Annotated in this window: 25 protein-coding genes; 17 read left to right on the forward strand and 8 right to left on the reverse strand. The window is 43.0% G+C overall.

The window, feature by feature from the left end:
* Positions 1-33 precede the first annotated feature (33 nt).
* The 6 genes from murC to lpxC all read left to right on the forward strand — a co-directional run bounded on the left by murC (position 34) and on the right by lpxC (position 6766).
* Positions 34-1509: a UDP-N-acetylmuramate--L-alanine ligase gene (gene murC, locus ABR397_RS06810; RefSeq protein ID WP_350305110.1), complete on the forward strand. Its 1476-nt coding sequence runs from the start codon at positions 34-36 to the stop codon at positions 1507-1509.
* Positions 1502-2422, forward strand: coding sequence for a D-alanine--D-alanine ligase (locus tag ABR397_RS06815; RefSeq protein ID WP_350305050.1), 921 nt, complete (start codon positions 1502-1504; stop codon positions 2420-2422). The genes murC and ABR397_RS06815 overlap by 8 nt, the downstream gene beginning before the upstream one ends.
* Position 2423: 1 nt before the next feature.
* Positions 2424-3230 carry a cell division protein FtsQ gene (gene ftsQ, locus ABR397_RS06820; protein ID WP_350305051.1) on the forward strand — a complete coding sequence of 269 codons (807 nt, stop codon included), beginning with the start codon at positions 2424-2426 and terminating at the stop codon, positions 3228-3230.
* Positions 3231-3269: 39 nt separating this feature from the next.
* Positions 3270-4526 (forward strand): cell division protein FtsA, encoded by a 1257-nt coding sequence (gene ftsA / locus ABR397_RS06825; RefSeq protein ID WP_350305052.1) that lies wholly within the window; start codon positions 3270-3272, stop codon positions 4524-4526.
* Between the two features lie 63 nt (positions 4527-4589).
* Positions 4590-5750, forward strand: coding sequence for a cell division protein FtsZ (gene ftsZ / locus ABR397_RS06830; protein WP_350305053.1), 1161 nt, complete (start codon positions 4590-4592; stop codon positions 5748-5750).
* Between the two features lie 98 nt (positions 5751-5848).
* The gene (gene lpxC, locus ABR397_RS06835; protein WP_036839045.1) at positions 5849-6766 is read left to right on the forward strand and encodes a UDP-3-O-acyl-N-acetylglucosamine deacetylase; all 918 of its coding nucleotides are present in this window, start codon (positions 5849-5851) and stop codon (positions 6764-6766) included.
* Positions 6767-6857: 91 nt separating this feature from the next.
* Here lpxC and ABR397_RS06840 read toward each other — a convergent pair whose 3' ends face one another.
* Positions 6858-7382, reverse strand: coding sequence for a DUF721 domain-containing protein (locus ABR397_RS06840; RefSeq protein ID WP_350305054.1), 525 nt, complete (start codon positions 7380-7382; stop codon positions 6858-6860).
* Positions 7383-7414: 32 nt separating this feature from the next.
* Between ABR397_RS06840 and secM the strand changes: the two genes are divergently transcribed.
* The 3 genes from secM to mutT all read left to right on the forward strand — a co-directional run bounded on the left by secM (position 7415) and on the right by mutT (position 11243).
* Positions 7415-7939 carry a secA translation cis-regulator SecM gene (gene secM, locus ABR397_RS06845; RefSeq protein ID WP_350305055.1) on the forward strand — a complete coding sequence of 175 codons (525 nt, stop codon included), beginning with the start codon at positions 7415-7417 and terminating at the stop codon, positions 7937-7939.
* Between the two features lie 82 nt (positions 7940-8021).
* Positions 8022-10733: a preprotein translocase subunit SecA gene (gene secA, locus ABR397_RS06850; protein ID WP_350305056.1), complete on the forward strand. Its 2712-nt coding sequence runs from the start codon at positions 8022-8024 to the stop codon at positions 10731-10733.
* Positions 10734-10850: 117 nt separating this feature from the next.
* A complete protein-coding gene (gene mutT, locus ABR397_RS06855; RefSeq protein WP_350305057.1) occupies positions 10851-11243 on the forward strand; it encodes an 8-oxo-dGTP diphosphatase MutT in 393 nt (130 codons plus the stop codon).
* 38 nt (positions 11244-11281) lie between these two features.
* Here mutT and yacG read toward each other — a convergent pair whose 3' ends face one another.
* From yacG to nadC, 7 genes are all read right to left on the reverse strand, one after another.
* Positions 11282-11479 carry a DNA gyrase inhibitor YacG gene (gene yacG / locus ABR397_RS06860; RefSeq protein WP_350305058.1) on the reverse strand — a complete coding sequence of 66 codons (198 nt, stop codon included), beginning with the start codon at positions 11477-11479 and terminating at the stop codon, positions 11282-11284.
* Positions 11480-11497: 18 nt separating this feature from the next.
* Positions 11498-12250: a cell division protein ZapD gene (gene zapD, locus ABR397_RS06865; RefSeq protein WP_350305059.1), complete on the reverse strand. Its 753-nt coding sequence runs from the start codon at positions 12248-12250 to the stop codon at positions 11498-11500.
* The gene (gene coaE / locus ABR397_RS06870) at positions 12243-12866 is read right to left on the reverse strand and encodes a dephospho-CoA kinase (protein ID WP_350305060.1); all 624 of its coding nucleotides are present in this window, start codon (positions 12864-12866) and stop codon (positions 12243-12245) included. The genes zapD and coaE overlap by 8 nt, the downstream gene beginning before the upstream one ends.
* A 92-nt stretch (positions 12867-12958) precedes the next feature.
* Positions 12959-14158, reverse strand: a complete 1200-nt coding sequence (gene hofC / locus ABR397_RS06875; protein WP_350305061.1) for a protein transport protein HofC — start codon at positions 14156-14158, stop codon at positions 12959-12961.
* The gene (gene gspE, locus ABR397_RS06880; protein WP_350305111.1) at positions 14158-15603 is read right to left on the reverse strand and encodes a type II secretion system protein GspE; all 1446 of its coding nucleotides are present in this window, start codon (positions 15601-15603) and stop codon (positions 14158-14160) included. Before gspE ends, hofC begins: the two co-directional genes overlap by 1 nt.
* 41 nt (positions 15604-15644) lie before the next feature.
* Positions 15645-16070, reverse strand: coding sequence for a prepilin peptidase-dependent pilin (ppdD, locus tag ABR397_RS06885; protein ID WP_350305062.1), 426 nt, complete (start codon positions 16068-16070; stop codon positions 15645-15647).
* Between the two features lie 201 nt (positions 16071-16271).
* The gene (gene nadC / locus ABR397_RS06890; RefSeq protein WP_350305063.1) at positions 16272-17162 is read right to left on the reverse strand and encodes a carboxylating nicotinate-nucleotide diphosphorylase; all 891 of its coding nucleotides are present in this window, start codon (positions 17160-17162) and stop codon (positions 16272-16274) included.
* 167 nt (positions 17163-17329) lie between these two features.
* Here nadC and ampE point away from each other — a divergent pair, with 167 nt between their 5' ends.
* From ampE to aceF, 8 genes are all read left to right on the forward strand, one after another.
* On the forward strand, positions 17330-18184 hold the full coding sequence (gene ampE / locus ABR397_RS06895) for a beta-lactamase regulator AmpE (protein WP_350305064.1): 855 nt from the start codon (positions 17330-17332) through the stop codon (positions 18182-18184).
* 284 nt (positions 18185-18468) lie between these two features.
* A complete protein-coding gene (locus ABR397_RS06900) occupies positions 18469-18993 on the forward strand; it encodes a hypothetical protein (protein WP_350305065.1) in 525 nt (174 codons plus the stop codon).
* Between the two features lie 8 nt (positions 18994-19001).
* Positions 19002-19223 carry a helix-turn-helix domain-containing protein gene (locus ABR397_RS06905; protein ID WP_350305066.1) on the forward strand — a complete coding sequence of 74 codons (222 nt, stop codon included), beginning with the start codon at positions 19002-19004 and terminating at the stop codon, positions 19221-19223.
* A gap of 344 nt (positions 19224-19567) precedes the next feature.
* Positions 19568-19843 (forward strand): hypothetical protein, encoded by a 276-nt coding sequence (locus ABR397_RS06910; protein ID WP_350305067.1) that lies wholly within the window; start codon positions 19568-19570, stop codon positions 19841-19843.
* 48 nt (positions 19844-19891) lie between these two features.
* Positions 19892-20260, forward strand: coding sequence for a hypothetical protein (locus ABR397_RS06915; RefSeq protein WP_350305068.1), 369 nt, complete (start codon positions 19892-19894; stop codon positions 20258-20260).
* Between the two features lie 489 nt (positions 20261-20749).
* Complete coding sequence (pdhR, locus tag ABR397_RS06920; RefSeq protein WP_350305069.1) at positions 20750-21514, forward strand: pyruvate dehydrogenase complex transcriptional repressor PdhR; 765 nt, start codon at positions 20750-20752, stop codon at positions 21512-21514.
* Between the two features lie 188 nt (positions 21515-21702).
* Positions 21703-24366, forward strand: a complete 2664-nt coding sequence (gene aceE, locus ABR397_RS06925) for a pyruvate dehydrogenase (acetyl-transferring), homodimeric type (RefSeq protein ID WP_350305070.1) — start codon at positions 21703-21705, stop codon at positions 24364-24366.
* Positions 24367-24379: 13 nt separating this feature from the next.
* Positions 24380-25972: a pyruvate dehydrogenase complex dihydrolipoyllysine-residue acetyltransferase gene (gene aceF / locus ABR397_RS06930; RefSeq protein WP_350305071.1), complete on the forward strand. Its 1593-nt coding sequence runs from the start codon at positions 24380-24382 to the stop codon at positions 25970-25972.
* Positions 25973-25977: the final 5 nt, after the last annotated feature.

Below are 25977 nucleotides of genomic sequence, written 5' to 3' on the forward strand. Positions count from 1 at the left end.
GGTGAAGTAAACCTATACAGTGAAGAAAAAAACGTGAATACACAACAATTGGCGAAATTAAGAGCTTTCGTGCCTGAGATGAGAAAAGTCAGGCATATCCACTTTGTCGGCATTGGTGGTGCTGGCATGGGGGGGATCGCCGAAGTGTTGGCTAATGAAGGTTATCAGATTAGTGGATCTGATTTGGCGCCAAATCCGGTAACTCGGCAACTCACTAAACTGGGCGCTCAGATTTACTTTAACCATCGTCCTGAAAATGTACTGGATGCCAGTGTTGTTGTGGTTTCAACCGCAATACAGGTGGATAACCCGGAAATTATCGCTGCGCGTGAAGCCCGAATCCCGGTCATTCGCAGAGCAGAGATGCTGGCAGAATTGATGCGTTACCGTCATGGTATTGCTATTGCCGGTACTCACGGCAAAACAACAACAACAGCGATGATTTCCAGCATCTATGCACAGGCTGGCTTAGATCCCACTTTTGTTAATGGTGGTTTAGTTAAAGCCGCAGGAACACACGCCCGTCTTGGCAGCAGCCGTTATTTAATTGCGGAAGCTGATGAAAGTGATGCTTCTTTCCTGCATTTACAGCCGATGGTGGCGGTAATTACGAATATCGAAGCAGACCATATGGATACCTATCATGGTGACTTTGAAAACCTGAAACAGACATTTATTAACTTCCTGCATAACCTGCCTTTCTACGGGCGTGCGGTAATGTGCATTGATGATCCGGTTGTCAAAGAGTTAATCCCTCGCGTGGGACGCTATATCACAACTTATGGCTTCAGTGAGGAAGCAGACGTACGTATTACTTACTATGAGCAAAAAGGCGCACAGGGGTATTTTACTGTCAGTCGTCAAGATATGGCTGATCTGAACGTCGTATTGAATGCACCGGGCCGCCATAATGCGCTGAATGCAGCAGCAGCAGTCGCTGTTGCGACTGAGGAAGGCATTTCTGGCAGTCATATTCTGGCTGCGTTGGCGGATTTTCAGGGAACCGGGCGTCGTTTTGATTTTCTGGGGAGTTTTTCTCTGGAACATGTTAATGGCAAAGAGGGCAGTGCAATGCTGGTTGATGATTATGGTCATCATCCAACGGAAGTGGATGCCACTGCCAAAGCTGCCCGTGCAGGCTGGCCGGATAAACGTATTGTGATGGTATTTCAGCCTCATCGTTATACTCGGACCCGTGATCTGTACGATGACTTCGCTAATGTATTGAGTCAGGTAGATGTATTACTGATGCTGGATGTTTACTCTGCTGGCGAAGCCGTTATTCCAGGGGCGGATAGCCGTTCGTTGTGCCGTACAATCCGTAGCCGCGGTAAGTTGGATCCAATTCTGGTGTCTGATCCGGAAAAGGTGGCTGCTGTCTTGGCGCAAGTACTGGAAAGTAATGATTTAGTTCTGGTTCAGGGGGCCGGAAATATAGGCAAAATAGCGCGTAATCTGGCTGAAACAAAATTGCAGCCATCTTTGAATGAGGAAAAACACAATGGCTGAGAAAGTCGCGGTACTGTTGGGAGGAACTTCCGCTGAACGTGAAGTTTCACTGTTATCGGGACAAGCCGTGCTGGCTGGATTGAGAGAAGCCGGTATTAATGCACATCCGGTTGATACAAAGGACTTCCCTGTAACTCAGCTGAAAGAGGCGGGATTTGAGAAAGTCTTTATCGCGCTTCATGGGCGAGGTGGGGAAGATGGTACTTTGCAAGGCGTCTTAGAATTTTTGCAGCTGCCTTATACCGGTAGTGGTGTGATGGCTTCTGCATTGTCGATGGATAAATTACGGACAAAACAGTTATGGCAGGGGGTCGGGCTAACTGTTTCACCTTATGTTCCAATTAATTCTAAGCAATTTGAACAATTTACTGATTTGCAACTCAAAGAGTATGTAGCTGATTTAGGTTTGCCGTTAATTGTTAAGCCAAGCCTGGAGGGTTCCAGTGTTGGAATGACTAAGGTGAATGAGATTTCAGAGTTGCGTGGCGCTCTGGAAATAGCATTTCATTATGACACTGACTTGTTGGTAGAAAAATGGCTGTACGGCCCGGAATACACGGTAGCTATCCTCGGTGATACGGCGTTACCTTCTATTCGTATTCAACCCGCTGCTGTTTTTTATGACTATGATGCAAAATATCTATCTGAAGAAACAAAGTATTTTTGTCCAAGTGGCTTAAATGATGAGAAAGAGCAACAACTGACAGAAATAGCACTTAAAGCTTATAAATCTGTTGGATGCAGCGGTTGGGGGCGGGTGGATATCATGATGGATACGGATGGCGGTTTCTATCTGCTGGAGGTAAATACTTCTCCAGGGATGACCAATCATAGTCTGGTGCCGATGGCGGCGCGTCAGGCTGGGTTAAGTTTTTCACAATTGGTGGCAAAGATTCTGGAGTTGGCTGATTGATATGTCTCAAGCGGCCCTGAAAGTGAGGGAGCGGGATAACGAAAATAACAGTTCCCGCCCCAGTAACGGCTCTTATTTGGCTGGGCTTATTTTCTTTCTGATGGTAGTTGGGACCATTATTTGGGGTGGCCTGGCCGTCCTGAACTGGATGAAAGATGCTAATAGATTGCCTATTTCAAAACTGGTGGTAACAGGTCAGCGTCATTACACTACCAACGATGATATCCGGCAGGCAATTTTGTCATTAGGGCAACCGGGAACTTTCATGACGCAGGATGTGAATATTATTCAGCAACATATTGAACGGATGCCGTGGATAAGACAAGTCACTGTTCGTAAACAGTGGCCTGATGAACTGAGAATTCATCTGGTAGAATATGTTCCTTATGCGCGTTGGAATGATTCACAGATGCTGGATGCTGAAGGGCTGGTATTCAGTATACCAGTTGAATGGGAAGCTAAAGGCAATTTCCCGATGCTTTATGGTCCACAAGGCAGCGAGAAAGAGGTTCTTGATGGCTATCGGGCTATGGCTAAACTTCTTGCTGCCAATAAACTGAAATTGAAAGTGGCGGCAATGACTGCGCGTCGTTCCTGGCAACTGACACTGGATAATGATATCCGGCTGAAGCTGGGAAGAATGGATACTACAGGACGTATTAAACGTTTTATCGAGCTTTATCCGCTGCTACAGCAGAACACAGAGAAAAGAGTAGATTATGTGGATTTGCGTTATGACAGTGGTGCCGCGGTAGGTTGGGCGCCGTTACCAATTGATGCTCCTAATGCCCGGGTTAATGGGCAATAAACAGTTACTGGCAATAATATAGAGGCAGGCAGAACAACAATGATCAAATCGACGGACAGAAAATTAGTAGTTGGCCTTGAAATTGGCACAGCAAAGGTATCTGCCCTTGTTGGTGAAATTCTGCCCGATGGTATGGTTAATATTATCGGGGTGGGAAGCTGTCCATCCCGCGGTATGGATAAAGGCGGTGTAAACGACCTGGAATCGGTTGTCAAATGTGTGCAGCGGGCTATCGATCAGGCTGAATTAATGGCGGATTGTCAAATTTCTTCTGTTTATCTGGCGTTATCTGGGAAACATATCAGTTGTCAGAATGAAATCGGGATGGTTCCTATTTCTGAAGAGGAAGTCACCCAGGAAGATGTAGACAATGTTGTTCACACTGCCAAATCCGTTCGTGTACGTGATGAATACCGGATACTGCATGTTATTCCTCAAGAATATGCTATCGATTATCAGGAAGGCATTAAAAATCCAGTGGGGCTTTCCGGTGTACGTATGCAGGCGAAAGTTCACTTGATTACCTGCCATAATGATATGGCAAAAAATATTGCAAAAGCCGTTGAACGCTGTGGTTTGAAAGTCGACCAGCTTATTTTTTCCGGGCTGGCTGCCAGCTATGCTGTTTTGACTGAAGACGAGCGTGAACTGGGTGTTTGTGTGGTAGATATTGGCGGCGGTACGATGGATATTGCAGTGTATACCGGCGGAGCGCTGCGTCATACCAAAGTCATCCCTTATGCCGGTAACGTCGTCACCAGCGATATTGCTTATGCCTTTGGTACTCCACCAAGCGATGCAGAAACGATAAAAGTACGCCACGGTTGTGCGCTAGGTTCGTTGGTCAGCAAAGATGAAAGTGTGGAGGTGCCAAGTGTTGGTGGCCGCCCCCCACGTAGCTTACAGCGCCAGACGCTGGCTGAGGTTATTGAGCCGCGTTACATCGAATTACTGAATTTAGTGAATGATGAAATCCTGCGATTGCAGGAACAGTTACGCCAGCAGGGTGTTAAACACCATCTGGCTGCGGGTATTGTCCTGACCGGTGGTGGTGCTCAGATTGATGGTTTGGCTGAATGTGCCCAGCGTGTATTCCACGCTCAGGTGCGTATTGGTCAACCTCTTAATATTACTGGTCTGACGGACTATGCGCAGGAACCCTATTATTCAACAGCGGTAGGGTTGCTGCATTACGGAAAAGCCTCTCACCTTAATGGTGATGCGGATATTGAAAAACATGTTTCAGTGAGTCGCTGGTTTAAAAAAGTTAGTAGCTGGCTGAAAAAAGAGTTTTAATTTTATGCAGAGACTGCATCTGTTTTTTGGTCTCGATATAAAGGCACAAAGCGGAGAGAAACTATGTTTGAACCAATAGAATTAACCAATGACGCGGTGATTAAGGTCATCGGCGTCGGCGGTGGCGGCGGTAACGCTGTTGAGCACATGGTGCGTGAGCGCATCGAAGGTGTTGAATTCTTTGCAGTAAATACGGATGCTCAGGCATTGCGTAAAACTGCTGTCGGCCAGACTATCCAGATTGGTAATGGTATTACTAAAGGTCTGGGGGCTGGTGCAAACCCGGAAGTTGGTCGTACTGCTGCACAAGAAGATCGTGATGCATTGCGCACTGCTCTTGATGGTGCGGATATGGTATTTATCGCTGCGGGTATGGGCGGTGGTACTGGTACTGGTGCAGCACCTGTGGTAGCTGAAATCGCAAAAGAACTTGGGATTTTGACTGTTGCCGTCGTTACTAAGCCTTTCAATTTTGAAGGGAAGAAACGTATGGCGTTTGCTGAACAAGGGATAACTGAACTATCCAAACATGTGGATTCATTGATTACTATTCCTAATGACAAACTGCTGAAAGTTCTTGGCCGCGGCATTTCACTACTGGATGCTTTCGGGGCAGCGAATGACGTCTTGAAAGGGGCGGTTCAGGGTATCGCTGAACTGATCACACGTCCAGGTCTGATGAACGTTGACTTCGCTGACGTGCGTACCGTGATGTCCGAAATGGGCTACGCGATGATGGGTTCGGGTATTGCACAGGGTGAAGACCGTGCAGAAGAAGCTGCTGAAATGGCGATTTCCAGCCCGCTGCTGGAAGATATCGACTTGTCAGGCGCTCGTGGTGTTCTGGTTAACATTACAGCAGGCTTTGATCTGCGTTTGGATGAGTTCGAAACTGTGGGTAACACTATTCGGGCATTTGCATCGGATAATGCAACCGTCGTTATCGGTACTTCTCTGGATCCAGACATGAATGATGAGTTGCGTGTGACCGTGGTTGCCACCGGTATTGGTATGGATAAGCGTCCTGAAATTACGCTGGTTACCAATAAAGCATCTCAGTCAAGTGTAATGGAACACCGTCATCAGCAAATATCGGGCGGAATGTCTTCATTGTCAGAAGAAAATAAACCCGCTGCAAAAGTGGTGAATGACCAAAGCGCACAAATCAGCAAGGAGCCTGATTACTTGGATATACCTGCATTTTTGCGTAAACAGGCCGATTAATAGCTAAAAAATTGGATTCTCCGCTTTTTGTGCTAAACTTGCCCGCCAGCCATAGTGTATAGTGGTTGGCAGGATGGATAACATTGCGAGATAAAATGATGATCAAACAAAGGACACTTAAACGTATTGTTCAGGCGACTGGCGTCGGTTTGCACACCGGTAAGAAAGTCACGCTGACAATGCGCCCAGCACCGGCTAACACCGGGGTCATCTATCGCCGCACTGACTTGAATCCACCGGTTGATTTTCCGGCAGATGCAAAATCCGTGCGTGATACTATGCTCTGTACTTGTCTGGTAAATGAGCATGACGTGCGAATCTCAACGGTTGAGCACCTAAATGCAGCGCTTGCAGGGCTGGGTATTGATAATATTATTATCGAAGTTGACGCGCCAGAAATTCCTATTATGGATGGCAGTGCCAGCCCGTTTGTCTTCCTGCTGTTGGATGCGGGTATTGAAGAGCTGAACACATCTAAAAAATTCCTGCGCATTAAAGAAGCTGTGCGTGTGCAAGAGGGCGATAAGTGGGCCGAGATGACACCTTATAATGGTTTCAGTCTGGATTTCACTATTGACTTTAATCACCCTGCGATTGATTCAAGCTCTCAACGTTACTGTCTGGATTTTTCAGCAGAAGCGTTTGTTCGCCAAATCAGTCGTGCGCGTACTTTCGGCTTTATGCGTGATATTGAGTATTTACAATCTAAAGGCTTATGTTTAGGCGGCAGCTTTGATTGTGCGATTGTTGTTGATGACTATCGCGTACTTAATGAAGATGGCTTGCGTTTTGAAGACGAATTTGTCCGTCATAAAATGCTGGATGCAATCGGTGATCTGTTTATGTGTGGCTATAACATCATTGGCGCATTTACTGCGTTCAAATCTGGTCACGCGCTGAACAATAAACTGTTGCAAGCAGTTTTGGCTCAAGAAAGTGCATGGGAACTCATCACTTTCGAAGATGAAGCTGAAATGCCGCTGGCTTTTCGTGCTCCATCGACTGTAATGGCATAACGTTTTAGTGTGCCAGAGAATAACTCAATGATGCATTTCAGTGGATTATGCTATCAATGATTGGGTTTTCGCTAATGTTCTTTACTCAGCATTAGTATTTCTTCTTAGCTGTGCTGGCACTCTCTCCGGCTAGTGCAGCTAATCGCTCTAATTTTTCCTTCAGCTTTTTGGGACTACGATTCGCTAATATAATTAGTTCCTTAGCGCTTTCCTGGCTTAACTGACGTACCGGTAAGGTTTTGTGATTGTCATTCGTTGTTTTTGCGAAGCTCTGCGCACTATTGTTATGCTTAATCATGAGTGATGGATTAATCCTGATGTCGATGGAAGACAATGATGGTAGAATTTCGCTTCTTAACGCAGAGAGTAACGTTGGCAGCTCGTAACGTAATCTGGTCATCCAACTGGCGTTTCCTGCTTCCAGTACCAGAATTTGTTTGCGATAATTGGCAACCCGGCACCACGGATGTAACTGGGCGGGAAGTAGGCTGGTAACGGCCCGGTTAAGTTTTAACAAAGCGACGGCACGTTGCTGGACAATATGCAGCGGGCTTTTTTCAACGGCAGCGGCGTCTTCAAAAAGAACATCTAATGATTGTGGGCGGCTATCGCGCATAATAAAAATAGCTCCGATATGATGAAGGATTAATGGGTATTCTAAATCTTTGGCGACAATTTGGCAGACGTTATTTCTGGTCACATCTGTTATTAGGGGTGGTTGCGGCAAGTATTGGCGTTCCTTCCATTTTCTCGGGTGTTACGGATAATATTCCACAAGCTAATACGTCATCCAGCCAGAGTTGGCAAAATCAGGCTCTATCAGCGTTTGATAACCTGTTTTCATTGCAAAGTGTTCAACGTCAGCCTGCCAGTGGTATTAATTACTGGCAACAGCATGCTGTACGCAATGTTATCCGGCAGCTTTCTTTTGCTTTTTCTGTTTCCCAGCCTATGAGTAATGAAACAGCAAAACAAAGTACCCGGTTAAGCTCTTCTAGTATTCAGCAGCTTGTGCTGGAAACGCTGAATGCATTGTTAATTAGGGAACCTGTGCCGCCTGAGCCGGTTTCAGATATACAGTTTCTGACTGTTGCACCACAATCTTCTTATACCCAAGTGTTTTGGATTGCCAAAGCTCAAGGTATTCGTGCAGGCCCTGCTGCTGACCTCTGAATCTTCGTATTTTTACAAATTCCGAAATAAATAACTATTTGCTGGCTGCGAGATAACGGCCTTATCTGAGATGTAATTAACTATGCTGATTAAATTATTAACTAAGGTTTTTGGTAGTCGTAATGATCGTACACTGCGTCGCATGCGTAAAATTGTTGATGTCATCAACCGCATGGAACCCGAATTTGAAAAATTGTCTGATGAAGAATTGAAGGGTAAAACAGTCGAATTCCGTGCTCGTTTGGAAAAAGGTGAATTGCTGGAGAATTTGTTGCCTGAAGCATTTGCAACAGTACGTGAAGCGAGTAAGCGTGTGTTTGCTATGCGTCATTTTGACGTTCAGCTACTGGGTGGTATGGTTTTGAATGAGCGCTGTATTGCTGAGATGCGTACCGGTGAAGGTAAAACGCTCACAGCGACTTTGCCTGCTTATTTGAATGCGCTAACTGGGCGCGGTGTTCACGTAGTCACCGTGAACGATTATCTGGCACAGCGTGACGCTGAAAATAACCGTCCATTGTTTGAATTTCTGGGGTTGAGTGTAGGTATCAACCTACCAGGTATGCCTGCACCCGCTAAACGCGAAGCATATGCGGCGGATATTACCTACGGCACTAACAACGAATATGGCTTTGATTATCTTCGTGACAACATGGCATTTAGCCCGGAAGAGCGTGTTCAGCGTAAATTGCATTATGCGCTGGTGGATGAGGTTGACTCCATTCTGATTGACGAAGCGCGTACCCCATTGATTATTTCCGGCCCGGCTGAAGACAGCTCTGAACTTTATATCAAGGTCAATAAGCTGATCCCTAAACTGATTCGCCAGGAAAAAGAAGATTCAGATACTTTCCAGGGAGAAGGCCACTTTTCTGTTGATGAGAAATCTCGTCAGGTTAATTTGACAGAACGCGGTTTGGTTCTGGTTGAGCAATTGTTAGTGGAAGCGAAATTGATGGAAGAAGGTGAATCTCTGTATTCACCCACTAACATCATGTTGATGCACCATGTTACTGCTGCTCTGCGTGCCCATGCTCTGTTTACTCGTGATGTTGACTACATCGTGAAAGAGGGTGAAGTCATTATTGTTGATGAACATACTGGCCGTACTATGCAGGGGCGCCGCTGGTCTGATGGGTTGCATCAGGCTGTTGAAGCTAAAGAAGGTGTAGAAATTCAGAATGAAAACCAAACACTAGCTTCGATTACTTTCCAAAACTACTTCCGTCTGTATGAAAAACTGGCTGGCATGACCGGTACGGCCGATACAGAAGCATTTGAATTCAGCTCCATTTATAAGCTCGATACCATTGTGGTGCCGACAAACCGCCCAATGATCCGCAGTGATTTGCCGGATCTGGTGTATATGACTGAAGCAGAAAAAATTGAAGCTATCATTGAAGATATCCGCGAACGTACCAGTAAGGGGCAGCCTGTATTGGTGGGAACGATTTCTATTGAGAAATCTGAACTGGTTTCCCGTGAGTTGACTAAAGCTGGTATTGAGCACAACGTGCTTAACGCTAAATTCCACGCAATGGAAGCGGATATTATTGCTCAGGCGGGTCAGGCGAGTGCGGTAACTATTGCGACTAACATGGCTGGTCGTGGTACAGATATTGTGCTGGGTGGCAGTTGGCAGGCAGAAATCGCTAAATTGACGGAACCAACAGAAGCTCAGATTGAAGAGATTAAAGCTGCATGGCAGGAGCGCCATGATATCGTTCTCGCGGCGGGTGGTTTGCACATCATTGGTACCGAGCGTCATGAGTCCCGTCGTATCGATAATCAGTTACGTGGGCGTTCTGGTCGTCAGGGAGATGCCGGCTCATCCCGTTTCTATTTGTCAATGGAAGATTCACTGATGCGTATTTTTGCATCTGATCGTGTCACTGGCATGATGCGTAAACTGGGTATGAAACCTGGCGAGGCGATTGAACATCCGTGGGTAACCAAAGCTATCGCCAATGCTCAACGTAAAGTTGAAAGCCGTAACTTCGATATACGCAAGCAATTGCTGGAATACGATGATGTTGCGAACGATCAGCGCCGTGCTATTTATGCTCAACGTAACGATTTGCTGGATGTCAGTGATGTTAGTGAAACTATTAGCAGTATTCGTGAAGATGTATTTAAAGCGACTATTGATACTTATATTCCGCCTCAATCTTTGGAAGAAATGTGGGATGTAGAAGGTTTGCAGCAGCGTTTAATGGCTGATTTTGATTTGGAGCTACCGATCAAAGAGTGGCTGGATAAAGAGCCTGATCTACACGAAGAAACTTTACGTGAGCGTATCCTTGAACAGGCTGTTGAAGTCTATAAACGTAAAGAAGAGATTGTCAGCACTGAAATGATGCGTAACTTCGAAAAAGGTATCATGTTGCAGACGCTGGATATGTTGTGGAAAGAGCATCTGGCAGCAATGGATTACCTGCGTCAAGGTATCCACCTGCGTGGTTATGCTCAGAAAGATCCAAAACAGGAATATAAACGAGAATCTTTCGCCATGTTTGCAAACATGCTGGAGTCGCTGAAATATGAAGTGATTAGCACATTGAGCAAAGTTCAGGTGAGATTACCGGAGGAAGTCGAGGCTCTGGAGCAGCAACGTCGTGTGGAAGCTGAACGTTTGGCAAGACAACAGCAATTAAGCCACGAAGTGGAAAAAGGCGCTTTGATGTCTACAGCAGAAGCTCAGATTGCCAGTAGTGCCCGTAAAGTGGGTCGTAATGATCCTTGTCCTTGTGAATCGGGTAAAAAGTATAAACATTGCCACGGGCGCTTGCAGTAATGATAAAAAGGCGGGAAACCGCCTTTTTACTGTTAGTTTTAAGCGGGTAACTTTTGATGTGAACCTTGATTGTTGGTTGCTTAGTAACTGAAACGAATAAATAAAGATGATAGTAATATGGAAAAGAAACACCTGTATATAGCCGCTGGAATTATTAGAAACTCACAACATGAAATTTTTATTACTCAGCGTCATGCCGATACTCATATGGGCGGTTTTTGGGAATTTCCTGGCGGGAAAGTCGAAAAAGAGGAAACATCTGAACAGGCTTTAGTGCGTGAGTTACAGGAAGAAATTGGTATTACCGCTACTCATTATGAATTGGTAGAAACGGTTGAACATGATTTCCCTGACAGGCTGATTACCCTGTATTTCTTCTTGGTGGATGGATGGGAGAATGAGCCTTTCGGCAAAGAAGGACAACTTTCTCGGTGGGTATTACAGAAAGATTTAATTGCTGACGAATTCCCACCCGCTAATCGCAGCATTGTTGCATTACTTACTGCTTAAATTGCAAATAGCCGCATTATGATTAACGCGGCTATTTATTATTGTTCTGGTTGTTCACTCCAATCGTCACTATCGGAGTTGTCACTTTGGCTTGGTATCCGTTTCTCTTCATTTGCCCACTCGCCTAAATCAATTAACTGGCAACGTTTACTACAAAATGGGCGGTATGGACTTATTTCTCCCCAAACTACGGTTTTACTACATGTTGGACATTCAATCATTAATAATTCAGACATAATCACTCTCCTGATATGTTAGCAGCATGCTAATTCAAATGGTAAATGGACAGGTACGGCTCCTTTTTCACTATCCAATGGTAAAAAACGGATAGCGAAGCGGGTCTTGTGACCAGAAATTTGAGGAAATAGTAAAGGTTTTAATGGCAAACGTAACCTCAGTAAATCTGCCCCTTCTGCTGTATCCTGATGAAAACCATTTTTACTGATTTCTGAACGGAAGATAGCCGATTGGCGGATTAATTCTAAAATACTTTCCAATGCTTGCTGGAGTGGTAGCAAGCTATCAATCCAGAATGAAACTATTTTATCTCTTTCTGATTGCGGCAAGTGAAGCCATAAATGCAAGGTGGGTAGATCAAAACCACAACAGCCACTTGGAATGCTGAGGCGCTGACGCACCATACTGATAATTTTATCTTCTTTAAGGGATTGCCCTAGTCGTGGCGCTTTGCTTAATGCAGCAGCCCGCTCTTTCAATTTCAATCTGAAACTATTGACGATGTTAACATCAACATCAGGTATTTCAGCCCATTGTTTTAATTTTGCTTGTTGGCGTTCTAATTCTTTTAGCAATTCTGAACGCACCTCCCCGCGTTCCAGAACTTCAAGTAGTTCAGCAACTGTGCGGAAGAAAGCGAGGCTGCTTGCCAGCGAGTCTAAATGGCGTTGGCTGGTGAGTTGTTGCAGGGAGGATTCAATTCGCAACCATGATCGCATCTTTTCATTCAGTGGGTGTTCAAAAATGATTGTAGAAGTTGTGTCACTCATCATGATTATCCTGTCTGGCTGATTCAGCTAATCTTAAATATTGTTGATGTAGTTCGGTAACACGAGGAGCAATTGTCTGTGCGTTATCATGATTTGCGATAACATCATCGGCATAAGCCAGTCTCTCACTACGGGATGCTTGTGCAGCCAAAATATTTTCGACTTGTTGATGGCTAATACCATCACGGGCGGCTACCCGGCTAATTTGTACTTCAGGTGGAGCGTCAACGACCAGGATCCGATCTGCCAGATTCCTCAAATTATTTTCGACTAATAATGGAATAACCCAAATAACATAAGGTGCAATTATCTGTTCTAATTGCCGTCTGGTTTCTTGATGTATCAGAGGATGAAGAAGTTGGTTAATCCATTGTTTTTCTCGTTTATTTATGAATATTTTCTGGCGTAATAGTGCTCGGTTAAGGCTACCATCTGGTATCAATATGTCATGACCAAAGTGTTCTGTAATGGCTTGTAAAGCAGACGTTCCAGGTGCAACGACTTCTCTGGCAATAATATCTGCATCAACAAGAGGAACACCGAGAGCTGCAAAAGCGTTGGCGATAGTGGTTTTACCGCTGCCAATCCCACCTGTGAGTGCAATAATATAAGTCATCCTATCCCTTACATATTACTTGATAGTATTTTGGGATTGTAACCGAAAGGGGGCAGATGACCTAGAGGCAAAACCAGAGAATCGTTTTTACTTCAAGTCAGTACCGTACCTAGCTGAAAAATAGGTAAATACATTGCGAGCAATAGTATGGCGACAATAGCGGCTATTATGACTATAAGTATTGGTTCCAGTAACTGAGTCATATTATCAGAAATTTCCAATGCTTGTTGTTGGTACCAGTTGGCGAGATTTCCTAATAACAGTTCTAGATTACCAGACTCTTCGCCAACACTGACAAACTGTTGACACAATGCAGGAAAACAGGATTGTTGCTTCAGTGTTTCGCTCATTGGTATCCCTTGATTAATTTGGGCTCGTAAAAATTTAGTCGCTTTTAAAAAGACCGGGTGATTTATTGATGCAATAGCACTGTCTAACCCTGCGGTGAGTGTCAAGCCGGCTTTTTGTGTCATAAATAAAATATGAAAAAGTTGCCCTAATTGCTGACAGCTAATTAATTTTGCAATAACGGGTAAACGTAACATCAGATTTTTTTCACGGATAATCCATATCGTATGGTATTGGCGTAATTGCAGGTAAAATAGAAATAATGCTATTAACCCAATAGCGCTATAGACACCATATTGAATCAGCCAGTTTGATGCTATTAATAAAATGTGGGTTAGCAGAGGAAGTTGTGCATCAAATGAATGATAAATATGTTCAAATTCAGGTAAGACAAAAATCAGCATCAATAAAATAATGATGCTGGCAACAACAGTAATAATCAGAGGATAACGCAGTGCTTTTGTTATTTTTTTCTGCAACGTGTCTTGTTGTTCCTGTTGCTTAACCAATAATTGACAGCAGATTTCTAATTGCCCGGTTAGTTCTCCAACAGAAATGAGTTGGCAAAATAAAGGAGGAAAGAGAAATGGATAATTTTTTAATGAGGCGGAGAGTGATTCTCCCCGTGTAATTTTCTTACTGATATCTGACAATACACAATGCCATAATGGATTGCCACATTCGCGAATAAGAATATTCAGGCAATTCAGTAATGGCATTCCTGATGATAATAGTGTTGCCAATTGACGAATAAAATTTAGACGGTAGCCAATCTGTTGTTGGTGGTAAAATATCCATTTCTCACATTTTATATTATAAGGTTGCAATCCGGCATGGATAAGTTGCTGATATAAAACTCTACGGTTATCACATAGTGATTTACCTTTTAATATTTCGCCTTTGTTGTTAACTGCTTGCCAATTATAAAGATAATGAATTTTCATTACTCTTCCTGCCCTGTAACCTGATAAATTTCTTCCAGTGTAGTGATTCCTTGTTCTACTAATAAAATACCTGATGAAAGTAAGGTATCTTTTCTTTGAGTCATAATAATATTCTTTATATTTTGGGGATTCTGTTCTGATAATATTTGTTGAATTTCATGTGTTATTTCCAAAAATTCATAAATAGCGGTTCGACCATAGTAGCCGGAAAAACAATGTTCGCAACCGACGGCTAGCCATTGTCTGATAAGTAAAGAATTATTTCCAATATTAATAATTGTTTCTTCTGTTTGTTGATTGCGGCAATGAAGACATAATTTTCTGACAAGCCGTTGGGCGATAATTAATTTGATACAAGACGCTGCCATATAACCTGAAATACCCAGATTCTGTAGGCGGGATAATGTATCTACGGTAGAATTAGTATGTAGTGTAGATAGCACCAAATGGCCTGTTTGTGCTGCTTTTACTGAGATTTCGGCTGTTTCGCTGTCACGAATTTCTCCTACCATGATGATATCGGGATCCTGCCGTAATAATGCCCGTAATACTTTGGCAAAATTGAGTTCAATTTTACTGTTCGTTTGTGTCTGATTAATGCCGTTAAGTGGGATTTCAACGGGATCCTCTACACTGCAAATATTCTTTTTATTCTGATTCAGATATTGTAGACAGCTATATAAAGTTACTGTTTTTCCACTGCCCGTTGGGCCGGTAACTAAAATCATTCCTTGTGGTAATCCTAGTTTTTGTTGGAGCTGATTTAATAATTGATTAGGAATATCTAATTGATCCAGCGACAGTTGCCGCATGGTATTTAATATCCTGAGCACAACTTTTTCTCCGTGTATTGTTGGCAGGGTGGCCATACGGATAGCGTAGTTGTGCTGTGCGTCATACCAATCAAATTGTCCATCCTGAGGTAGTCTTTTTTCAGCAATATTTAATTTCGCCATTATTTTAAGACGTGCGGCAATACTTGCATTCATCTGAGGCGATGGAGAGGACAAGAGATGTAATGCGCCATCAACCCGGATACGAATACGATAACCTTGCTGGGATGGTTCAAAATGAATATCAGATGCACGCCGTTGAATTGCAGTTAATAAAGTTTGATTAATAAGTTGAATGACTGGTGCGTCATTCTCATCTGCATTGATATCAGTTGTGAGGGGTAATAAAGATGTCTCCTCCTCGGGTAAGTGATTGAGTGAAATATTTTGGTGCAATACTGATTCAATTTTTGCCCGTGGCCAAATCTCTACATTAACGATACGTCCGGAAATAAAGCGTAATGCTGATAATAAATCATCATTAAGTAATTCGCTGCTGGCAATTGTTATCGTATTATCATCTTTTTTTATCACAACAGATTGATGGCGCTGACAAATATCATGAATTTCTCTTTCTATCAATGTATTTTCTGTTTCTGAAGGTGAGTTCATTATTGTTTCCTGCGTAAATATATGTTTATAAGAATGATGAATTAAAATTTGAATACTTCCTGACACCGGTTCTTTAATGATACACTTGCTGACTCACATTTATTAATCCATCTAATCGTACCTATTTGTATATTTTGTGTCGGACTTAAGATAACCTTGATGTCTTTCAGGCTTTGCTGACCATTAATAGTAATTTCTCCATCTTTAACTGAAATGCTTCCGATATATCTGCTATTATGGTTATTGGGAATTGATGCTGCCCCTGAATTGCAACCTTTAAAATCTTCAGTTTCAAAACTGCAAAGTTCTATGCCTGACTTGTAAGGTACAATAGCCTGTAACATATCTGTTAAGGCGGCTTTCTGAATATATCCCTGATAACTGGGAATACCGATAGCACTTAAGATGGAAATAATGGCAATAGCAACCATAATTTCCATTAATGTGAATCCTTGTTGTTGGCTCATGTTTTTTCTCCACGTTGTTGTATTGCGACATAAATAATGAAGGAACAGGAAAAAAATAAAATAGAATATATAGAGATTATGGAATTGACTCGAAAAAAAATTTTTGGATTGCAATGTTTTCAAAAATATTTACGGTGGTGTTCGCAAATCTGTTAGTTATGGATTGCTGATTTACACCACCATCAATATTATTGTTGATGTTTACTGAAAGCGCATAGATAGATCTAATGCTTTGATATGTTTGGTTAATGCTCCAACGGAAATGAAGTTAATGCCTGTTTCGGCATAGCTGCGCAGGGTATCCAGGGTTATATTACCTGATACTTCTAAAGCGGCTTTACCTGATGTGATAGCGACGGCTTCTTTCATCATTGGAATAGTAAAATTATCTAACATAATAATATCAACATTGGCTTTCAGTGCCAGAATCAGTTCATCCAAGGTTTCGACTTCAACTTCAACAAGGACATCAGGGTGAGAATAACGGGCTTTATCTACGGCTTGTTTAATAGAACCGTTGGCAATAATGTGGTTTTCTTTAATAAGGAAAGCATCAAATAACCCAAGACGGTGATTATTTCCCCCACCGCAAAGTACTGCATACTTTAGGGCTGTGCGTAATCCTGGCAGTGTTTTGCGGGTATCGAGTAGCTGGGTTTTTAAACCGGCAAGAAGGCGGACATAATGACTGACTTCTGTTGCAACACCAGAGAGAGTTTGAATAAAGTTCAGAGCGATGCGTTCACCGGTCAGCAATACAGGTGCAGGGCCCCGTAATACACAGAGTTTTTGGTTGGCGGTGATTACATCACTGTCTTTTACCAACCATTCAATGGAGGTTTGGTCACCTAACTGAGTGAAAACTTCATTCAGCCATTGTTGCCCACAGAAAATACCTTCTTCCCGGGTAATAATTATTGCTGTGGCTTGTTTATCTGCCGGAATTAACTGACCGGTAATATCAGAAGTGAAATCTGTATTACCGCCCAGATCTTCTTTTAGTGCGAGGGTTACACTGGCAGGAATGTCGTTCTGTAAGCGCTCCATCAGAACAGCACGGCGCTGATCTGCACTGTAATTTTGTTTTGTCATTAAAAAGCTCCAGAAGTGATAACAATATTGATGGTCTTAACATGCTACCCTGTTGTGTAGTGAACAACTACTATCTTGGTTTTGTTATCAGATTGCCTCCAGAGAAGTTTGGTGGCCCTTATTTCGATTGGATACATTATCAGCAATTGTTGCAGGAGTAGGAAAGAATGACCCTCTTTATACTGTTGTTAGTGTTGGCATGGGAACGAGTGTTTAAAATGGGTGAACATTGGCAATTGGATCATCGTCTTGAACCATTTTTTACCAACATGAAGTCTTTTTCATTATGGAAAAGCCTATTGATGACATTAGCTGTCATGCTACTTACATGGCTATTGATTGAAATGTTTGATGATCTTATATTCGGGATCTTTGAGCTGATTTTATGGGTGTTGATTTGTTTACTGTGCATAGGCGCGGGGCGCTTACGGCATGATTATCGTGAATATTTTCGTATTGTTCATCAGGGGGACAGGAAGCAATTAAGAGAACATCTCGCTCGCCTCGCCATCATTCATGGTTTAACCTCTGATGCCAGTAAAGAAAATGAGTTACGGGAGATGCAAAATGCGCTTCTATGGATAAATTTTCGTTATTACCTGGCACCGATTTTTTGGTTGATTGTAGCGGGTCAATTAGGGCCGGTTGCTTTGATGGGATATTGTTTCTTAAGAGCTTATCAGGGGTGGTTGGCACAATATGGTACTCCACTTCAGCGCGCGCAATCTGGCGTTGATAGTCTATTGAATTGGCTAGACTGGATCCCTGCTCGCTTAGTTGGAATTACTTATGCCTTATTAGGGCATGGTGAGCGGGCTTTACCGGCGTGGGTTGCCTCTCTTAGCGATTTGAGAACTTCACAATATAAAGTGGTATGTCAGCTTGCTCAGTTTTCATTAAGCCGCGACCCTCATCTTGACCCAATTCTGACGCCTGTTGCAGCGGTGACACTGGCGAAAAAGGTGACTTTTTCTATCATTGTCGTCGTTGCTTTTCTGACAATTTATGGCGCATTGGTTTGATTTGTTTGTAGTCTCAATAAGTTAATTATCTATAAAGGGAGCCGTGTAAATAGCTCCTTTTTTCTTTTCTATCAATAAATTAATTATATCTGCCAACTGTAATCACGGTGATTTACATATCATCCGAGGTAATATTCTGTTTATTAAATGATAAAAACTTATTGTAATACGATAACTTTTGAAGTACTTTAACAAAAGTTTAGTTGAACATGTATATGGAATGACACAAAATGTGTGGTAAACAAGAGCTTGTAACTAATCCCAGAATCAGGCTACTTAGCTTTTTGGCTATTATTATTGCTTCCGTTATGGCAATTGGTGATATGGGGTTCCATATTGCTTCTTGGTCGTTATGGCATGACACCACTCGTCAGGCTGCCCTTCAGATGTGTAGCGATTTTATGCCGGCATTGGTTGCAAAAGGATTTAAGCAATCTTTATTAAGTCAAGTGCTTTATATCTCACTGGATACGATACCCCCGATTATATCAACGTCATCCTACGTATTAATTGGCATTATGTTTTTCCGGTTTGCTAAAGGTGAAATATGGAGTAACCGTAATATTTCCGGTTCATGTATTATTGGCTTTCTGATGATTCTGGAGCAACTTCTTTACCCTGTGATTAATATGTTAAAAGGAATGGCTCTATCTGTGGATTTAGTAAAAGGGCAACGGGTATTTAGTTTCTCGTTTGGCGTTGGTTCAGAGTCTCTGTTTATTATTATGTTTGGTGTGTTCCTTCTGATAGTTAGCTTAATTATGCGTGAATCAAAGAAAATAAGCGATGAGCAGCGTTATTTTATCTGAGAATCGTCATGAGTATTATAATAAGACTGGATGTGATTTTAGCTAAAAGGAAAGTAAAGTCTAAAGAACTGGCTGCAATTATTGGTATTACCGAGCAAAATCTATCATTGCTGAAAAATGGCAAAATAAAAGGTATCCGTATAGAGACGCTGGAAAAAATTTGTAAATATTTACAATGTCAGCCCGGAGATATATTGGAGTATGTGGAAGATGGAGAGGATAACCGTTAATACAACAGATAAAGTCACTGTATGTCTTTTGGTATCTTATAAGATGGGGTTTTATATTCATTAATTATTTTTAACTGTATGAAAACATTAATTATTTCATGCTTTTTATCTGGCCTGTTATTCTTTGGTGTTAATGAAGTACCAATAAAGCAGATTCTTCCCAGTGATAAGAATATATATTTTTCTCTGGGGGAATATTGTTCTGATATTCGGTGGAATGCCAGAAAGATAAAATGCATATGTAGATATTATTTACTTGATCGTAAGAAATGATCTCTCTTTTTATATGGTTTTAATTTAAGTTAAATTTTTATAATATATACAGCAAATTAAGGATGTTAAAAATGAAGAAATTTCTCATTACTTTATTATCAATATTTGTGATTACAGGATGTTCTTCTATGCCACGTCTTACTGATGGCTATGTTTCAACCTGTGATTATTTTGAATGTAATGTCAAAGATATAATTTCGGGTACTGAAGTTAAAGTAAATAATCCGCATCCGGTGACTGATTTTGATAAAAATACATCAATCCAAGACAGACAAATTATACAATCTGGTGGAAGACTACCTATTGAAGATAATAGTTACCGTATTAGGGGAACTTTTAAATTCTAATTTAATTTCCTTGATTATTTTTTTTGGTTTTGTTTGGAGCATTTTTTTATGAATTCTATAAAAAAAATCACTATTATTCCTTTAATTATATTATTTACTTTATTAACCGGTTGTACATCGTGGGAAAAACCAGGAGCAACTCAGTATGAAAGAGACAGGGATTATGCTGAATGTAAGGCATTTGGTTATTCTCAATTACCATCAGACTGGACCAGCGAAGTTGTTCATTCTTTCGAGACAAAACGTTTTTCCTGCAAAGATGAAGACAAGAAAGAAGATAAATCTTGTAATCATTACGTTACTGTGCCAAAAACTGAAGTTAATCGTTGGGATAAAAATGAATCTTCAAGACGTTGGGTAATTTCATCCTGTATGTATAAAAAAGGGTGGAATGAACAAACCCGCTATTGGTTTTAATATAGTACGTCTTTCCATCAGCAAGAGTTATGTAGGACTATTGCTGGTGGTTCCTCACATATTTTGCAAATATTCCTTTCTGATCACAGGTTTTAACCATTCTGTTTTGCTGATTTGAGCTACATTTATAATCTAATGAAATAGTCGTTGTGTTTAAAATCAACAAGTGATGATTTGGTATCTACACTTTTTAAATAAATATTCAACTATTTCTTTGCTGTAACGATTCATTATATCTATTTATACGTTTCAAAAGATTAGGTTAAAATATCATTGCAGAGGATTTATTAACCTATTAGTTATCAATTTTTGCTAATTTTTAAAAAAAATTGTTAAAATTTGCAGGTTTTTATGATTTAGCTCAAGGTCTTTATGGACAGCTGGTGAATACTTTGTTACTTTTATGGCCCTGTAGTTTAAATTGGTATTACCAATTGACTCTGGTAGGGACCGAAGCAGTGTTTATCCATTAACTGGCTTACAGTAAATATGGCTTATAGCAAAATCCGCCAACCAAAATTATCAGATGTTATTGAGCAGCGTCTCGAGCATCTCATCCTTGAAGGATCTTTACGTCCGGGGGAGAAATTGCCGCCTGAACGTGAGTTGGCGAAACAGTTTGATGTGTCACGCCCTTCACTGCGCGAAGCTATTCAACGGTTAGAATCCAAAGGTTTTCTCTTTCGCCGTCAGGGTGGGGGAACATTTGTTCAGAGTGACCTATGGCAAAGTTTCAGTGATCCACTGGCGCAACTGCTAGCTGGTCATCCAGAATCTCAGTTTGATCTCCTTGAAACCCGCCATGCTTTGGAAGGTGTCGCAGCCTATTACGCGGCATTGCGTGGAACTGACGAAGATTTTGAACGCATTCGGGAACATCACCTGATTATTCAACAAGCACAGCAAAGTGGTGATGTTAATGCTGAGTCCGATGCTGTTCTGCAATACCAGCTCGTTGTTACCGAAGCGGCGCATAATGTGGTTCTCCTTCATTTATTGCGCTGTATGGCATCTATGCTGGAACAAAATATCCGGCAGAATTTTGAGTTTTTGTATACCCGCCGGGAAATGCTGACAGCAGTTAGCGATCATCGAGCGAAAATTTTTGAAGCTATTATGGCGAGGCAACCAGAGAAAGCCCGTGAGGCTTCCCATCGCCATTTAGCCTTTATTGAAGATGTTTTATTGGATCTCAGCCGTGAGCATACCCGCCGGGAGCGATCATTGCGGCATCTCCAACAACATCCGGAATAAAATTAGCTGTGCAGATCCTGAAGTTTGCTGCGTCTGCATAGCTAGTCGAGTCCCTTTACTGAGGGCGCTAGCGGCAACAACAGTGAGGGCCTATCTTCCAGTCATGACCGGCTGAACGTCAAAGGGTATGACGGGAAGATAGGCTCCAAAACAATCATTAGAAACAGATAACAGATAAGGAATACACCATGTCAGACATTTTGAAAAATGACGTGGATCCGATCGAAACTCGCGACTGGTTACAGGCGATCGAATCGGTCATCCGTGAAGAGGGTGTTGAGCGTGCCCAGTTCCTGATTGATCAGGTATTAAACGAAGCACGTAAAGGTGGCGTGAATGTTGCGGCAGGCGCTGCTAACCGCGATTATATCAACACCATTGCTGTTGAGGATGAGCCTGCTTACCCTGGCAACCTGGAGCTGGAGCGCCGTATTCGCTCTGCTATTCGCTGGAATGCTGTGATGGCTGTTTTGCGGGCATCTAAAAAAGATCTGGAATTAGGTGGTCATATGGCTTCATTCCAGTCTTCAGCGACCATGTATGAAGTTTGTTTTAACCACTTTTTCCGTGCCCGCAATGAAAATGACGGCGGTGATTTGGTTTATTTCCAAGGCCACATCTCTCCTGGCGTCTACGCGCGTGCTTTCCTTGAAGGCCGTCTGACTGAAGAGCAGATGAATAATTTCCGTCAGGAAATTCATGGTAACGGTTTGTCTTCTTATCCGCATCCGAAATTGATGCCTGAATTCTGGCAATTCCCAACGGTTTCAATGGGATTGGGGCCAATTGGCGCTATCTATCAGGCTAAGTTCCTTAAATATCTGGAACACCGTGGTTTGAAAGACACCTCCAAGCAAACCGTTTACGCATTTCTGGGTGACGGTGAAATGGATGAGCCGGAATCCAAAGGTGCGATTACTATCGCAACCCGCGAGAAACTGGATAACTTGGTATTTGTTATCAACTGTAACCTGCAACGCTTGGATGGCCCGGTTACGGGTAATGGCAAAATTGTTAACGAGCTGGAAGGTATCTTCAACGGCGCGGGCTGGCAGGTTCTTAAAGTTCTTTGGGGTGAACGTTGGGACGAATTGCTGCGTAAAGATACCAGCGGCAAACTGATCCAACTGATGAACGAAACTCTGGACGGCGATTACCAGACGTTCAAATCCAAAGATGGCGCTTATGTCCGTGAGCATTTCTTCGGCCGTTACCCAGAAACGACAGAATTAGTCAAAGACATGACTGATGATCAGATTTGGGCGCTGAACCGTGGTGGTCATGATCCTAAGAAAGTATTTGCTGCCTTGAAAAAAGCGCAGGAAACCACTGGAAAACCAACCGTTATCCTGTCTCAGACCATCAAAGGTTACGGTATGGGTGATACGGCTGAAGGCAAAAACATTGCTCATCAGGTTAAGAAGATGAATATGGAAGGCGTTCGCCATTTCCGTGATCGTTTCAATGTTCCTGTTGCTGATGAGCAAATCGAAAATCTGCCATATGTGACTTTCGATAAAGACTCTGAAGAGTACAAATACCTGCATGAACGTCGTGCAGCGCTTGGTGGTTATTTGCCAAGCCGTCGTACGCATTTTGAAGAAAAGCTGGAACTGCCAACGCTGGAAGATTTTGGTGCATTGCTGGAAGAACAAAACAAAGAGATTTCTACCACTATCGCTTTTGTTCGTGCACTGAATGTGATGTTGAAGAATAAGTCAATCAAAGATCGTCTGGTTCCAATCATTGCCGACGAAGCGCGTACCTTCGGTATGGAAGGTCTGTTCCGTCAGATTGGTATCTACAGCGCTAATGGTCAGCAGTATACTCCGCAGGACCGTGAGCAGGTTGCTTACTATAAAGAAGACGCGAAAGGCCAGATCCTGCAAGAAGGTATTAATGAGCTGGGTGCCGGTTCATCATGGTTGGCGGCGGCGACTTCTTACAGCACCAACAACCTGCCAATGATTCCGTTCTACATCTACTACTCTATGTTCGGGTTCCAGCGTATTGGCGACCTATGCTGGGCAGCAGGTGACCAACAGGCTCGTGGCTTCCTGATCGGCGGTACTTCAGGTCGTACAACCCTGAATGGTGAAGGTCTGCAACACGAAGATGGTCATAGTCACATTCAATCTCTGACTATCCCTAACTGCATTTCTTACGATCCGGCGTTTGCTTATGAAGTTGCTGTGATTATGCATGACGGTTTGGAGCGTATGTATGGTGAAAAACAAGAGAATATTTACTACTACATCACTACGCTGAACGAAAACTACCACATGCCGGCAATGCCACAAGGCGCAGAAGAAGGTATCCGTAAAGGTATCTATAAACTGGAAAGTCTGGAAGGCGGCAAAGGTAAAGTTCAGTTGTTAGGTTCTGGTTCTATCTTGCGTCATGTTCGTGAAGCGGCGCAGATTCTGGCTAACGATTATGGTGTAGGTTCTGACGTATACAGCGTCACTTCATTCACTGAACTGGCGCGTGATGGTCAGGATTGTGAACGCTGGAATATGTTGCACCCAACAGAAACGCCACGCGTACCTTATGTTGCTCAGATTATGAGTGAAGCACCGGCAGTGGCTTCTACTGACTACATGAAACTGTTCGCAGAACAAATTCGTAACTTCATCCCTGCAAGCGAATTCCGCGTATTGGGTACTGACGGTTTCGGTCGTTCCGACAGCCGTGAAAACCTGCGTCATCATTTTGAAGTTGATGCTTCCTACGTGGTAATTGCTGCTCTGGGTGAGCTGGCTAAACGTGGTGAAATTGATGTGAATGTTGTGGAAGAAGCAATCAAGAAATACAACATTAATCCAGAGAAAGTTAACCCGCGTTTGGCATAAGAGGTAAAGATCAATGACTATCAAAATCAACGTACCGGATATCGGTGCAGATGAAGTTGAAGTCACCGAAATCATGGTGAAAGTTGGCGATACAGTGGAAGCTGAACAATCGCTGATCACGGTAGAAGGTGATAAGGCTTCGATGGAAGTTCCATCCCCTCAGGCGGGTGTTGTTAAAGAAATCATCGTTGCGGTTGGCGATAAAGTTGAAACCGGCAAGCTGATTATGATTTTTGCTTCCGCAGAGGGTGCTGTAGAAGCTGCACCTGCTGAAGAATCAGCGGCGATACCATTATCCTCTCGTATGGCAGAGCCGGAACCTGTGGTTTCTGCGGCTAGAGATGTTCATGTACCCGATATCGGCGGTGATGAAGTTGAAGTTACCGAAGTGATGGTCAAAGAAGGCGATACGGTTACAGCGGAACAATCACTGATCACCGTAGAAGGCGATAAAGCCTCTATGGAAGTACCCGCACCGTTCGCCGGTACGGTTAAAGAAATTAAAATCAAGATCGGTGATAAAGTGAAAACCGATTCTATGATCATGGTCTTCGAAGTCGCGGGGGCAGCGCCTACTCCTGCGGCCTCTACTCCTACTCCGGTGGCTGAATCTGAGAAAGCAGTCCCTGTTCTGGAGAGCAGAAGCTTCGTAGAAGAAGATAAAAACGATTTCATTGAAAATAGTGCTTATGTTCATGCAACACCGGTGATCCGTCGTCTGGCGCGTGAATTCGGCGTTAACCTGGCTAAAGTGAAAGGTTCAGGTCGTAAAAACCGTATTCTACGTGAAGACGTTCAATCTTATGTAAAAGACGCGATTAAACGTGCTGAATCTGCGCCTGCATCAGCTGGTGGCGGTTTGCCGGGGATGCTGCCTTGGCCGAAAGTGGATTTCAGCAAATTTGGTGAAATTGAAGAAGTTGAACTGGGTCGTATCCAGAAAATTTCGGGTGCTAACCTGAGCCGTAACTGGATGATGATCCCGCATGTTACACAGTTTGACGAAACGGATATCACTGAAGTTGAAAATTTCCGTAAACAGCAGAATCAAGAAGCTGAGAAGAAACAGCTTGGCGTGAAGATCACCCCACTGGTGTTCATCATGAAAGCGGTTGCAAAAGCGCTGGAAGAGATGCCGCGTTTTAACAGCTCTATCTCGGAAGATGGTCAGAAACTGACGCTGAAAAAATACATCAACATTGGTGTGGCAGTTGACACACCTAATGGTTTGGTGGTTCCGGTGTTCCGTGACGTCAATAAGAAAGGTATCATCGACTTATCCCGCGAGCTGACAGAGATGTCTAAGAAAGCCCGCGCAGGTAAACTGACTGCATCTGATATGCAGGGTGGATGCTTTACTATTTCAAGCCTGGGCGGTATCGGCGGCACAGCATTTACGCCAATCGTTAACGCACCGGAAGTGGCTATCCTGGGCGTATCCCGTTCATCCATGAAGCCGGTCTGGAATGGTAAAGAGTTTGTACCACGCCTGATGTTGCCTATGTCACTCTCCTTCGATCACCGCGTGATCGATGGTGCTGATGGTGCGCGTTTCATTACATTTATTAATCATGCAATGAGTGATATCCGCCGTCTGGTGATGTAATCTCA

The sequence above is a fragment of the Photorhabdus viridis genome (assembly GCF_040256935.1).
In the GTDB taxonomy this organism is placed as follows: Bacteria; Pseudomonadota; Gammaproteobacteria; order Enterobacterales; family Enterobacteriaceae; genus Photorhabdus; species Photorhabdus viridis.